The 13,282-nt window shown below is 46.0% G+C and carries 10 protein-coding genes; 5 read left to right on the forward strand and 5 right to left on the reverse strand.

Annotated elements, in window-relative coordinates; translation table 11 throughout:
• Positions 1–39: 39 nt before the first annotated feature.
• Together B0H50_RS04180 and mutL are read right to left on the reverse strand one after the other, a co-directional pair.
• Complete coding sequence (locus B0H50_RS04180) at positions 40–3,612, reverse strand: PD40 domain-containing protein (protein WP_106197986.1); 3,573 nt, start codon at positions 3,610–3,612, stop codon at positions 40–42.
• Positions 3,613–4,005: 393 nt separating this feature from the next.
• On the reverse strand, positions 4,006–5,964 hold the full coding sequence (gene mutL / locus B0H50_RS04190) for a DNA mismatch repair endonuclease MutL (protein ID WP_109587306.1): 1,959 nt from the start codon (positions 5,962–5,964) through the stop codon (positions 4,006–4,008).
• Between the two features lie 96 nt (positions 5,965–6,060).
• Here mutL and B0H50_RS04195 point away from each other — a divergent pair, with 96 nt between their 5' ends.
• A complete protein-coding gene (locus B0H50_RS04195) occupies positions 6,061–7,377 on the forward strand; it encodes a hypothetical protein (protein ID WP_106197983.1) in 1,317 nt (438 codons plus the stop codon).
• Positions 7,378–7,628: 251 nt separating this feature from the next.
• Positions 7,629–9,152, forward strand: a complete 1,524-nt coding sequence (locus B0H50_RS04200) for a hypothetical protein (protein WP_146193673.1) — start codon at positions 7,629–7,631, stop codon at positions 9,150–9,152.
• 28 nt (positions 9,153–9,180) lie between these two features.
• Here B0H50_RS04200 and B0H50_RS04205 read toward each other — a convergent pair whose 3' ends face one another.
• Positions 9,181–9,471, reverse strand: a complete 291-nt coding sequence (locus tag B0H50_RS04205) for an FtsB family cell division protein (protein WP_106197981.1) — start codon at positions 9,469–9,471, stop codon at positions 9,181–9,183.
• Positions 9,472–9,474: 3 nt separating this feature from the next.
• Entirely contained in the window at positions 9,475–10,374 is a 900-nt protein-coding gene (gene dprA / locus B0H50_RS04210) for a DNA-processing protein DprA (RefSeq protein WP_106197980.1), read from the reverse strand.
• Between dprA and mazG the strand changes: the two genes are divergently transcribed.
• Entirely contained in the window at positions 10,373–11,185 is an 813-nt protein-coding gene (gene mazG, locus B0H50_RS04215) for a nucleoside triphosphate pyrophosphohydrolase (RefSeq protein ID WP_106197979.1), read from the forward strand. The genes dprA and mazG overlap by 2 nt on opposite strands.
• Here mazG and B0H50_RS04220 read toward each other — a convergent pair.
• The gene (locus tag B0H50_RS04220) at positions 11,172–11,387 is read right to left on the reverse strand and encodes a hypothetical protein (protein ID WP_106197978.1); all 216 of its coding nucleotides are present in this window, start codon (positions 11,385–11,387) and stop codon (positions 11,172–11,174) included. The two genes, mazG and B0H50_RS04220, sit on opposite strands and share 14 nt — an antisense overlap.
• 124 nt (positions 11,388–11,511) lie before the next feature.
• On the opposite strand from B0H50_RS04220, the gene B0H50_RS04225 reads away from it, so the two are divergent.
• Complete coding sequence (locus B0H50_RS04225) at positions 11,512–11,961, forward strand: ribosome maturation factor RimP (protein ID WP_106197977.1); 450 nt, start codon at positions 11,512–11,514, stop codon at positions 11,959–11,961.
• A gap of 13 nt (positions 11,962–11,974) precedes the next feature.
• Positions 11,975–13,255 (forward strand): transcription termination factor NusA, encoded by a 1,281-nt coding sequence (nusA, locus tag B0H50_RS04230; protein ID WP_109587295.1) that lies wholly within the window; start codon positions 11,975–11,977, stop codon positions 13,253–13,255.
• Positions 13,256–13,282: the final 27 nt, after the last annotated feature.

Here is a 13,282-nt window from a genome sequence, read left to right on the forward strand (position 1 = left end):
TTTTTCAGTTTCAGAGAAGCACGGCTTTGCCGTGCTTTTTTAATTCATCCACGTATTTTCAAAATCAAATCCGATGGAGAATTTAATCTTCGTCGGGCGAATGGATTTTGGTAAAATGGAAATTCCAATCGGTTCCATTTTGCGCCCGCCTTCACCGTATTCATCTTCGCCGATGCGGTCTAGTCCGCGGGCTAAGTTAAGCGAAATGTTAAACGGTAACGTGTAGAAAATGCGGTTCGCCATGCGGAATTCTAAGCCGACGCTTCGATCCCAGAAATCGCGCTTTTTGAATTTTGACATCGGAACGCCGTGATCATTCCACGCAGCGCCCACTTGCGCATATAAATTCACAAAGAAATCGCGGGTCGTGAAAATCCAAAATTGTTTGCGGAAATCTTCGAAAATGGGGAAGAGATAATGCAATTCGGCTTTTGCTGTTTTCCGTCCGCTGCGGTTATAATCTTCCGTCGTAATCAAATACGGATAACCTTCGAGGAGAAGTGGCGAAAGATAATAACTGTCCAAAGTATCCTTGGAATCTTCGGCGCTCCAAGCGGCGAGCCCTGCAACGGTAATGCCCGCAGCAAATCGGGAACCGCTAAAAATCGGCGACGCTAAACTGCCATGCATATTGAAATAGAAATTGTGCAAAGTATAAGTGCGATAAATCGGTTCGATTTTTCCGCTCGGGCTTACGGTGAAACTTTCTGCAAATGTGCCCGGACGATACAAATCCGAATTGGCAATTTGATAAACCGCAGAAACTCCGTTCCCCACGCCCGCGGTATTTGTCGCCGTCGCTTCGCTTGTTCCGCCGTCGAGAGAAACGCCAATCGATGCGGATAAACGTTTCTGATAAGTCCATTCCAAATTATCTTCGTATAAATTAAAATTCGCCCAATCATATCCCGCATTCACAAAGATGCTATCGCCCGATTTGAAAATGCTGTAAGCCGCCGACGCTTCCACTGCACTCATCGGAATCGAATATTGCGATGTTCCCACCGAATCTTCGTGGCTTCGCGGATCTTCGTAGCGGACCGTATCTTTGGAGCGGTAATTCACATTGGTAAACGAAATTCCCAAGGTAACCGGCGTCGAATGATTTTCTAAAGAAACGGTAAATTCGCGTTCGATTTCGGGATTGATTCCGTCGCTGTTAATGTAATCAAATCCGTTGCCGACTTCTAAAAGCAGCCCCGCCGAAAGAATATTCTTCTTTAACGGATCGGAAAGAGTCATCGCTAAACCGATTTTTGGCGTCGCTTGGCCATCGCCTTTCACGGTGAAATCGGGGGAACGTTCTTGGATAACAAATAACGGTGCGAGAAGAAGAGTCGTCGGAATCGGCTTGTAATTGCGCTCGCTTCCCGCATATTCGATTTCGGCAAATTCCAAATGCTTTTCTTCTTTGGCGAGTTTTTCACCGGCTAAAATCAGCGGTGGATTTGCGGGCTTTTTGAGAATGGAATCGCGGCGAGTGATGAGGGTATCTATTTTACAAGGACTTAAAACGAGATAACTTTTTGACGAATCCGGAGCGGAATTTTTTAACGAATCCGTGAGAAGAGAATCGATAGCCAAAGAATCTTTTGCGAGGAAGTCCATTTCCGCTGAATCCGAGACGCTTAAAATTTTTGCCGAATCGATTGCTGTTGAATCAGCTGTTGAATTTGCTGCCGAAGAATCAATTGCAGCTTGTAAAAGCGATGAATCGGAAACAGGTTCGGGGCAAGTCGTGTAAGTCGTATCGTAGAGAACGATGACAGAATCTTTTGTCGCATCGTAATCGGTCAAAGGAATCGAATACAGAGAAAATCCATCTTTATCGTAATTGGTGTAATAGACAATTCCCGAATCGACGACAGGAGTGAATGCGCCGCCGAGAACATTTGTAATCGGATGTTCCGCGCTTCCGTTTATTTTTTTCGTGTAAAGGTTAAAAATTCCCGTGCGATTGCTCGAATAAATGAGAGTTTCATTGTCTACCCAGTTCGGGTCGCGCAAATCAATTCCCGCTTGTTTTAAATCGATGAGATTTGAACCATCGCTGTTGATAATAGCGATACCGCGATCGTGATCGTCAAAATAGCTGAAAGCGATTTTCTTTCCATCGGGGCTGAACTTCGGCGTGTAAATATTGTAATACAAGAATTTTGCATCGGGAACGAAAAGGTCGATCAATTCATCGGGGCTTTTTGCGCCGACTTCGGGAAGAGTTGTTTTGCTCAACACGAATCGGGTCGAATTGATTTCGCGTCGCACGAAGACAATTTCTTTTCCATCGGGAGAAATGTCGGGGTAAACGGCATCGGCAAGGCGCGTCGCGAGTTGCTTATTTCCATTCGTATCGGAGATTGCGATATCAAAATGAGCGTGTCCGTTGCGGTCGCGCTTTTGAAAAGTCGTGTAAGCGAGAACTGGTCCGCGTTCTGGAATATCGCGGACAGAAATGCCTTTGTCAAACCAAGGCTTCTCGGTTTTGAAACCGCTCTTCGCATATTGCGAAATATCCAAAACAGAATCTTGAACGGTAATGGAAATGCCCGAAGCCGAATCGGTCACAGCCACCGAATCTTCGGCGTGAGTGGGAATCTTAAACAAATTGCCGTCGAACCAAGGACCGCCAAAATTGGAAACGCCGTAAATGTTTCCGCCCGCGACGACAGGAAAATCATTGTAGAAGGCTTCTTCCGTCCATTTTTTCCCGTTGACGAGAACGCCTAAACTTTCTTCTTGTTTTTTATAATGCGCTGTAATTTCATTTTTCCATTCGGCGTAAAGCGAATCTTCATCGATGCCGATGACTTTTTGAAGCGCTCCCGAAAGGGTCACGCGGTAAGGCTTTGAAAGTTCAAACCAAATATCGGGAACAGCTTGCTCTCCATATTTTTCGTGAATGTAGCGCACAAGGGAAAATCCTTGCGTGTAAGGGCCGAGTTCTGCATCGAGAGAATTGTCCGCGAAATCGTGCATGTAATTGAGCTCGAGTAAATTATCGTTGAGCGCTGCGATACGGAGCAGCATATCGCGATGACTATCCCAACTATCAAATCCCATACGAGCCGATTCAAATTGCGCCGTTCCTTCGGCAAGCCAAAGCGGTTGTAATGTAAAAGGCAAAACGACCGAAGCATTTTGATTATTTCGTTCGTTATAATAATCGATGTAGGAAACTTGTAAACCGTAAAGGAAGTGGGGAAGTTTGCTTCCGCTTTCGATGCTCACCAAATGCGAAAATTCATGGGTCACAACATCGGTTACCCAAGGATGCGTACTGCGGATTTTAAAATCCCAATTCGAAAGAAATAAATTGACCGCATTTTCATTGGGAACCGCGGAACCGTTTGCGTATAACGCATTTTGAATCGAGACATCGATGCGCAAAGGCATTTCAATATGATACCGCGAAACGATGGAATCGTAAACCGCTTCCGCAGCCGAGGCAACGCGCCCTGCGTGGGTGCTATATTCTGCAGGATAAATGTAATTGAAATGCTCCGACGCCGAAGTTTTCCAACGAATATCGCTGTTATTTCCCGAAAAAGAAATTTCCGCCGCCGCAGAAATTCCGCAAAAAAAACACAAGAATAAGAAAAGATGAAATTTCACGAAAACAATTTAGAAAATTAGGAATGAGGAGTTAGGAATGAGAAATGGAGATGATGGCGCGGCTTCGCTGCGCGGGGAATGCGACAGAAATAGTGGTTAGTGGTCAGTGCGCAGTGCTCAGAGGTCGGAAATTTGCAAAATTTTATCTCCGGAGTTTTGATGGAATAATTTTTCATGTAAAATGTTATCTCCGGAATCCCGACGGACAAATTTTGCGTGCAAAATGTTATCTCCGGAATCCCGACGGTCAAATTTTGCATCAAAATAATGCCCCAAATTTTCAAACGGACAAATTTTGAATTCAAAACTTCGCACAAATGATCTTAGAGCTTAGAGATTTCTAAGATCTAAGTTCTAAGCTCTAAGTTCTAAAAACCCTGCGCTCCAAATTTCTCACTTCTTAAATTTTTTGTGAATCTCGGAGAGCGGTAAACGCATCAGCGTGGGGCGGCCGCTTGGCGAACTCATCGGATCTTGAGTCGTGAGAAGCGATGCCATCAAATGCGTCATTTCTTCGGTCGAAAGTTTATCGCCCGCTTGAATCGCATTATTTTTTGCCCACGCTTTCGCTAAAATTTCGTGCGAAGGATTTTCCAAAGTTTCGCCTTCGATTGCCGCAGAAACGAGCCCGCGGAGCGCTTCGACAGAACGGGAGAACGGAAGATCGCGGGGAGTTCCGCGCAGCTGATAAGTATTCTTTCCGAATAATTCCAAATGAAAACCTAAAATGTCGAGAGTCGGCAGTAACTGCGGAATAAAGCTCGCTTCGGCTGCGGTAAAATCGACGATTTCGGGGAATAAAAGTTCTTGGCTTTCGAGCGCAGATTCTTGGGCGAGTGAATTCATCGCTTGCTCAAAAAGGATGCGTTGGTGCGCTGCATTTTGGTCGATGAGCAAAAGTCCTTCGCTGTCTTCGCAGACGAGGTAAGTGTTTGCGAGCTGGAAAAATTGCGGAGGCGTCGTCTTGTCCATCCGAGTGGGCGGACGCAAATTCTGCGGCGTAAGCGGAATAATGTTTCCGTTTTCGGGGAGAGAAAATAAATCTTGAATAATGTCGTCGGGATCGTCGTTGCGAAATTTTTTGCGCGGCTCTTCCACTTCTTTTGAAGCATTTTTTGTTGCGCTCAGAGCGGGAGAATTGCTCCCGAATGAATTTGAAAACGATTGCGACTTCGCCGAATAATTTGGCGCAGAAAAATTTTCTTCCGGTTCTGCGGAAGCTTGATTTGAAATCGGAAAACTCCGCATCGGTTCAAAATTTTTAATGCCGATACCCGAATCATTTGCCGATGAATTTGTGCTAAACGAATTCACCGAAGCCGAAGAAATATCTTCGAGGCGAATCGTCGGATGATTTTCGTCGGGCTTTTGGAATGCGTCGCGGACAGCGTGATGCACCGCTAAGAACACATCGTTTTCATTGGCAAATCGGACTTCGCGCTTCGTCGGGTGCACGTTGACATCGACTGCGACATCGGACATTTCTAAGAATAAAACCGCAATCGGTGCGCTGCTATTGCCGTAAGGTTCGTAGGCGCGGTTCACCGCTTTCGTCATCACCGGATTCCAAATCGGACGTTTCTGCACATAAAAATAAAGCTTGCTGCGTTTATTTTTTTGTTCGCCGGGCGGGACGACAAATCCCGAAACGCGGATGCCCGCTTCTTCGTAATCGACGGGAATCATCGAACGCGCAATTCCTGCGCCGAGGGCTTCTGCAATGCGGCTCCGCAAATCGTTTCCATCGACCGCGGTAAATGTATCGCGACCGTTGGATTTGTAATCGATGCGCACATTCGGATTAGCAATCGCAAGGCGCGTCACCGTATCCAAAATGCGGGAAGCTTCGAGAGTTTCGCTCCCGAGAAAAGTCTTGCGAACCGGCGCATTAAAAAAGAGATCTTCGATGAGAAAAGTCGTGCCGCGGGGTGAAGCGTCTTGGAATTTTTTTTCCACCGTTCCGCCACTTAAACGAATGGCGTTTGCTTCGCTTGCGTCTTCGGTGCGGCTCGTAATCGTGAGCTTCGAAACCGCAGCAATGGAGGCAACGGCTTCGCCGCGGAATCCGTTTGTCGCCAAGTGAAATAAGTCTTCTGCCGAGGTGAGCTTTGACGTCGTATGCGGCAGATAGCAGAGATTTAAATCGGCTTCGGACATTCCGCAGCCGTTATCGCGAATGAGAATTGACTTCTTCCCACCCTCTAAAATTTGAATTTCAATCCGAGAAGCTCCTGCGTCCAAGGCGTTTTCCATCAGCTCTTTGACGACCGAAGCAGGGCGTTCCACCACCTCTCCAGCAGCAATTTGATTGACAACATCCTCGGGAAGGGCATGAATTCGGGAATTTTCCATACAAAACAATATAGAAAAGTCAAAAAACAGTACAAATTTTGCCAAAAGTTTGGTATATTGATAGACAAAAGAACCTTAAACAAGTAAATTAGGCATATGCAAGCTACTGACAACAAAATTCCTAATGTCTTTTTGAAATTGGCTTATAGCGAACTGCTTCTCTCCTTCCGGACAGAAGAATTGGTGCCACTAGTTCAAAATGCGAGCATCTCGAGCCGCAAATTGATTGAAAATGCGTGGCAAGAAGATGAAATGGTCAATGCCGAAGATAACGCATTGATTATCGCAGGCTTTTCGAATTGGCTCCTTTCAAAGGGCGTTAATTTGGACGAATTTGCCAATCGCATGTTTGAAAAGGTCGGCCACTTAAATTCTGTGCCGAAACGCGCACTGCTCCGTTCTTATTTGCCGTATATCCGTGACTTTTACGAGATGAAAGATCAGCGCCAGGGCATTCTCCGCTTGATTGAAAAGCGCAATATGTTCCGCGAAAATTTGATCTACGTCGAAGGCGAAATCGAAAACGATCGCCATCACGATTTCTTGGTCGGCAGCGGAAATCAAATCAATCATCCGATGGCGATTTATTCCAACTGGCTTCTCCGCTTTATTCAAACCGGACCGTGCCTGCTGGATCTTCCTGCTTTTGAAAATCTCAGCATTTACGCTTGCGAACATACCGCCGAAGAAGCTTTGCTCGGTCGCTTGGCTGGCAACTTGGACGGTGAGACATTCTATGTCAGCGGTATCGCAGTGGGTAAATTGGTCAAGTTTGCCGAATGCATCGAAAAGCATCCGATGAAGCATGACCTTTCGCAGTTTGCCGATAAGCTCTGCGTGCGTTTGGATACCGATGTGATCGATACATTCACCGGAACGCATTTGCTTTATAAGGATCGCTATTACGGAGCTCCGGTTGCGATGGCTGAATTCGTTTACGCGAAGGACATCAGCACAAAGGATCCGTTTGCAAATTTGATTTCTTCTCTTGTTCAAGAAGAATACAACGTATGGCCGCCAGTGCAAAAAGCGCACGATGAACTTTTGCACAAGATCAATCACGTTGCAGAAATCATTTACTACGAAGCGGATGATTCGATTTCGGTCAACGGCAAGCATTTGATGCGCAATGTGCCGGCTCGCATTCTTCGCAATGTTCTTCGCGAATACACGAAGACCGGTCGTGAAGAATTCGAAAACCGCGAATTTAAGCGTGATCCGGAAATTTGCATTGATCCGGTGAACCCGAACTTCGAAAGCCGTTTGAACCGCGTCGTCGATCACTTGGCAAAGGTTTCGGAAGTGATGAATTTGAATCGTCACCGCCGCGGAGGTTTCCGCTTCGAACCGCATTGTCACATCGACTTCCACGAAGAACCGGCTGCGATTCGCAAACCGAAAAATAAGCAATAAATAACGCGGATTTTTTGGGATTTCTTCTATATTTGATAGTGAAATTAGGCGGAAAGGTAAATCCTCTAACAACTCTATCATTGCTCCCCTCCTGGTAAGTTCGGGGTTCGATCCGCCACTTTTTTAAGGTCCTGCGAAATTTCGCAGGACTTTTTGTATTTTATTTTTCAAAATTTTCTGCGGGCATTTTCTCGTAGCACTTGCCGCGAATTCTTTTTTCTCTTCTTTTTTTGAATTGCTAATTTATGGCTATGCGTCGTTCCCTTTTTTTGCTTTTATTTTTTGCGGTCGCGGCGATGGCTGCAACCGATTCTCTTTCGACGGTAACACCGGCGGATTCTAATTTGAATGCAGTCGTTGCGGATTCGGCAAAAGTTTCGATGGAATTGACCGCTGCGGATTCTATCGTGGTGGATTCTGTGGCAAAGGATTCTCCAAAATCCGATTCGTTGGTGGCGAAAATTCCGTCGACAGATACCGCAAAAACGGTTGCGGAAAATGCTCCGCAGAGTATTGAACAAGCGATTTTAGCGGAACCGATTCCGAATGATGAAATGATTCGTCGTGCGCGGCATTTGCTTTTGCGGGCTTTGCAATCTGGCGACCGCGAACGCGCTTTGCAGACGATTGAATTTTTAAGCCGTGAAAATTCGGAATATACTTGCTCGTTTTCGGGAATGGAAAAGGGACTTGCTTTTTTGAATGCGGGACTTTACGATTCTGCGCTCACGAATTTGTTGCACGAACGCCGTCTTTTTGCGCCGGAAGCGCGCCGCATCGTTTCGAATGAAGATCGCTGCATTGCCGAAATTCAAAATGATAATTGGAGAACGTCGCGCGTAATCCGCGATGAACTTTTGATGTATTTGGACGCTTATCAGAAACAAGTTGCGTCCGATTTGAATGCGGTAAATGCGGCGGTGCAAAATTCTGCGGTGAATGATTTTTATAAAGAGGCTGCGCCCGCATTTTTGCCGGTGATTTTTACAACATCGTGGGGTGCTACCGAAGAATCGACGGTGCGTCAAGTCTTCGTTTCGGGATCGGTATTTGTGCAAAAATATCCGATGCACGAAGACGGCATTTGGCTCGAACGCAATTTCTTAAAGCCTTTCCAAAAGAGATTGGAAAATCAAGTGGCTGCATCCGAAGATCCCGTTGAAAATCATCTTTATGGAAAAAGCGTCGGCTTTGAATTTCTATCGGGAATTGGATTTTTGACGAATGATTTGAAAGACGAATTCCATCATAAATATTGGAATTATTATGTTGCCGTTCCGATTCAACTTTATCGTATCGTCTTTACGCCGTTCATTTCTTTTGGTTGGATTGAAACGCGGAATAATCGCGCATTCTCCGATGTCCTTTGGGAAAAGAACAGCGAGCTTTTAGTTTATGAAGGCGGTATCACTCTCGGCTTTGTCGCCTTTGACAGTCGTTATGTGAAAATTGAACCATTTGCAGGAATCGCATCGGCGAGCGCAGAGCTTCCGGATAATAGCAGCGACTATTACTATTATACGAGCAGACCGAATAATGATTATCGCCGTTTACGTCATCATGTCGAATCCAATAATTCCATCGCTTATTTAGCAGGAGTTTCGGGCGAAGTGCGTCTTTTAACCGTTTGCCATCGCAATCCGAATGCTCCGCTTAATTCGATTTCTCTCCGTGTAAAATATATGGCGAGTTACTTGGATCACGATTTCGGCTACGCCAAAATGGAAGGCGTTTCGCATAAAGTTTTAGCGGGCTTAGGCTTCTTTATTTGGTAAAAAAATGCGCCCGATTGCGGGCGTTTTTTTATGGAATGAATTGATAAACGGCTTCGCCTTTTTTGGACATACCGTATTTGGTGCGGGCGATGGATTCGATGTAAAAAGAATCTTTGAGCAATCGCTCTTCTTCGTTTTTGCGATGCTCTAATTCATTTTTGAGCGAATCGATTTCCAATTCCATCCGATCGATTTGCACTTGCAATTTGTGCTGTTTCCATAAACCATTTTCTCCAAAAGTAAACGCCCATAAGGATGTTGCTACAAAAACGAGCAGCAACACGATGACGATTTGAAGAACGATTTTTTGGATTTTCAAATTTTACTCCATCGAGGAAAAGTGAAACGCATCGCCATCTTTGGAATGGACGAGGCCTGCAATTTCCAGTTCTGTTAATATAGCTAAAAGCGAAGAAACTGGAATAGAAGAACTTGTGCATAACTCGTCGAGAGAATGCGTAAAGCCCGCATTTTTTGAAAAGAGGTTTTTTGCATTTTCGGAAAGTTCAATTCCCGCGGCGAGCAGATCGGCGGGAGTTTGATCCGAAAGGCGTTTTGCGCCGCAGAGATCCGAGAAATCGCTCGCATTCCAAATCGGATGCGCTTTGCCTTTTGCAATGAGAAAATTCGGGCCTTGTGCGGTTTCGGCGAGAATATTTCCGGGAAGGGCGAGAATTCGCCGCTGAAATTTTTCGGCATAATCGACGGTAATCATGCCGCCGCCTTGCAGTTTACTTTCGACTAAGGTGATGCTTCGAGAAAGTCCTGCGATAATACGATTCCGCTGCGGAAACATAAAATTCCGAGAAATCATCGAGCCTGGATATTCCGAAAGAATGGTTCCGCCGTTTTCGAGAATTTTATCGGCAATCATTTTTCGGGAACCGCCGAGAGGTGCATCTAATCCTTGGGCGATAACAGCGACGGTGGGAATATGAAATTCAAGCGCTGCGCTATGACAAAAACTGTCAATTCCTTGAGCAAGTCCGGAGACGACAATCGCATCGGTGTCGATGAGATTTTTGACGAGTGCGCGACAGATTTCTTCGGCGTGAATGCTCGGGCGCCGCGTCCCGACCATCGCAATCCAAGAATGTTTAAAATCGGGAAGAGTGCCGCGGTAATACAACTGCTTCGGTGCATTTGGAATGCTTTTCAGTGCCCGCGGAAAATTTTCAGCGGCTAAAATTTGAATGGGAAAAATGTTAGTTTTGGAAATCATGAAATACTCCTTTGAAGATTTGATTCGGATTATGAAACAGCTGCGTTCGGAAAACGGTTGCCCGTGGGATCGCAAACAGACGACGCAAACTCTTTTGCCGTATTTGGTCGAAGAAAGTTCGGAATTTATCGATGCGGCGCAAGATCACGATACGGCGCACATGTGCGAAGAATTGGGCGATGTCCTTTTTCAAGTGGTGTTTCATTCGCAGGTAACCGCAGAAAATGGCGACTTTACAATCGACGATGTGACCGATGGAATTTGCCGCAAAATGATTCGAAGACATCCGCATGTATTCGGCGATGCGCATGTGAAAAATGCGGGCGAAGTTTCGAAGCGTTGGGAAGAAATTAAAGCGAAAGAAGCGAATAATTTGAAGCTTCAAGGAATGTCGGCGATGGATAAAGTTGCGCACAGCATGCCGACTCTTTCGCGGGCGCAAGATATGGGACGCCGTGCCGCAAAATGCGGATTTGATTGGAAGGATAATGAATCGGTTCTGCAAAAAGTCCGCGAAGAATGGAATGAATTTTTGGCGGAATACGAAAAGCATTCGGAGAAGTCGCCGAATTTGGACCGCATGGAAGATGAATTGGGCGACGTGCTTTTTACCCTTTGCCATTTGGCGCGTCATCTCGGATTGAATGCCGAAACCGCATTGATCCGTGCGAACAATAAATTTGATAAACGATTCCGTTCTTTGGAAAAATTGGCGAAAGAAAAACAGCCCGAAAAATCCCTCGGAGAAAATTCCCCCGAAGAACTTCTCGCTCTTTGGCAGAAAGCCAAAAACGAGACTAGTCAAAGATGAGATTATTGACCACTAGACCTACGAAAAATACGAGCAAATAGCCGTACCAAAGAATGGTGAGCGGATAATTCAAAATCCGTTTCGATTTGCTTTCGATTGTTTTATTCTTTTCGGCGATGCGGAGCAGATTCCGTCGCAGATAAAAGACGGTTCCAGCGGTGCCGATAAGGCTTACAAGAATGAGCAGTAAAACAGAAAGCATGTGATAAAGATAAAAAACGCAGCCGATTTGCGCAAAGTGAGTTGCCTAGTATCGTGAAAATTTCTCTATTTGTTGACGATTATGGCTCGTTTATGTAAACGAACCTTTCTTTCATGAGGTGTATTTGGATACACAAGAAAAATTGAATTCGCTGATCGCTCGGGCGTGTGAAAGCGCTCAAGTGGAACTTGTCGAATTTGACCAATTCAAAGCGGGCAATCGCAAAGTGCTCCGCATTTACATCGATAAACCCACAGGCATTGACGTAGAAGATTGCGCAACGGTAAGTCGCAGTCTTTCCGATGCGTTGGATCAAGATGAATCTTTAATCGATGGCGCATACACTCTGGAAGTTTCGTCTCCCGGAATCGACCGTCCCCTCAAGTCCACTCGGGATTTTGAGCGGAATTTAAACCGTTTGCTTCGGATTACTCGTGAAACGGGGAAGCCGTTAACGGGCACACTGACGGCGGTGGACGAAGAAAATTTAACCCTGTCTGTAAAAGGCGTGACAGACGCGGTCTTGGTTCCTAGGTCCGAGATCCTCTCTGCCAAAGTAGAAGTTCAATTCTAAAACAAAGGCTCTTATGACAACGAAGAACAAGGAACCCAAAATCAATTTGATCGATGCCTTCAAGTCGGTCGTAGACACCAAGAACATCGACAATTCTATTGTAGAAGGCGCTTTGAAAGACGCTTTGATAACAGCGGCTCGCAAATATTTGAATATTGAAAAGCACTTTGAAGTGAAAATCGACGAAGAAACTTCTGCGATTTCAATCGCGCTCGTTGTCGATATCGTGGATGATTATCCGGATTACGATGAATCGCTTTCTCCGGAAGCAGTCCAAGAAATGGACGAACATTACATGCTGGTGGAACAAGCCCGCGAATGGAACCCCGATGTGCAACCGGGCGACCATTTGGAAATGGAACTGCCGGTGGAAGCCTTTGGTCGCCAAGCGATTCAAACGGCAAAGCAATTCTTGATTCAGCGCATCCGCGATGCAGAACGCAGCAAGATTGTGGACACTTATCGTAGCCGTATCGGTCAGATTGTGAATGGCGAAGTTCTCCGCGTCGAAGGTCGCAATGCAATCGTTTCGATTGGCCGTCAGACAGAAGCCGTTCTCCCGATGAAGGAACAACTCCCGAAGGAACGTTTCCAACAGGGAAGCTCGGTGAAGGCTGTGATTAAAGATGTCGCAGATTCGGCTAAGAATGGCGCACAAGTGATTCTTTCTCGTACAAACGAAATGTTCTTGTACGAACTCTTCCGCCAAGAAGTTCCTGAAATCTTTGACGGAACCGTTGAAATTAAAGGCGTTGTCCGTGATCCGGGCTACCGCGCAAAAATTTCCGTTTACGCGCATGACGGACGCATTGACCCGGTCGGCGCTTGCGTTGGCATGAAGGGTGCGCGAGTGCAGGCAATTGTCCGCGAACTCGGCAACGAACGCATTGACATTGTGCATTGGGATCCGGATCTGATTACGTTTGTTCGCCACGCACTTTCTCCGGCAAATATTGTCAAGTATTTTGAAGTGCCGGGTACGCGTCGTTTGGTCATTGTTATCGCTGACGAAGATTTGGCGCAGGCGATTGGTCGCAGCGGTCAGAATGTGAAGCTCGCTTCGCAGTTGGTCGAACACGATTTGGACGTCTTTGGTGAAAAAGAATGGTCCGAAAAGAGCGACGAAGACAAGCAGAAAGTTTTGGCACCGCGTCCGAATGAAATCGCTGCTGCCGAAGAATTCCGCGCAAACGAAGCGTTGTTCAAGGATAATGCAAGCGCAGCAGCAACGGCTGAAACCGCAGAAGCTGCACCGGCAGAAGAAACTCCTGCGCAAGAAGGTTCTCAAGTCTAAGGATTTAAGCTTATTGGAGCAAAAGCA

The sequence above is a fragment of the Hallerella porci genome, assembly GCF_003148885.1.
Classification (GTDB): domain Bacteria; phylum Fibrobacterota; class Fibrobacteria; order Fibrobacterales; family Fibrobacteraceae; genus Hallerella; species Hallerella porci.

Excerpts from the sequence above, each read along its gene's own strand:
- dprA (WP_106197980.1), bottom strand. The coding sequence starts at position 10,374 with ATGATTTCCAAAACTAACATTTTTCCCATTCAAATTTTAGCCGCTGAA.
- mazG (WP_106197979.1), top strand. The coding sequence starts at position 10,373 with ATGAAATACTCCTTTGAAGATTTGATTCGGATTATGAAACAGCTGCGT.
- mutL (WP_109587306.1), bottom strand. The coding sequence starts at position 5,964 with ATGGAAAATTCCCGAATTCATGCCCTTCCCGAGGATGTTGTCAATCAA.
- B0H50_RS04195 (WP_106197983.1), top strand. The coding sequence starts at position 6,061 with ATGCAAGCTACTGACAACAAAATTCCTAATGTCTTTTTGAAATTGGCT.
- nusA (WP_109587295.1), top strand. The coding sequence starts at position 11,975 with ATGACAACGAAGAACAAGGAACCCAAAATCAATTTGATCGATGCCTTC.
- B0H50_RS04220 (WP_106197978.1), bottom strand. The coding sequence starts at position 11,387 with ATGCTTTCTGTTTTACTGCTCATTCTTGTAAGCCTTATCGGCACCGCT.
- B0H50_RS04200 (WP_146193673.1), top strand. The coding sequence starts at position 7,629 with ATGCGTCGTTCCCTTTTTTTGCTTTTATTTTTTGCGGTCGCGGCGATG.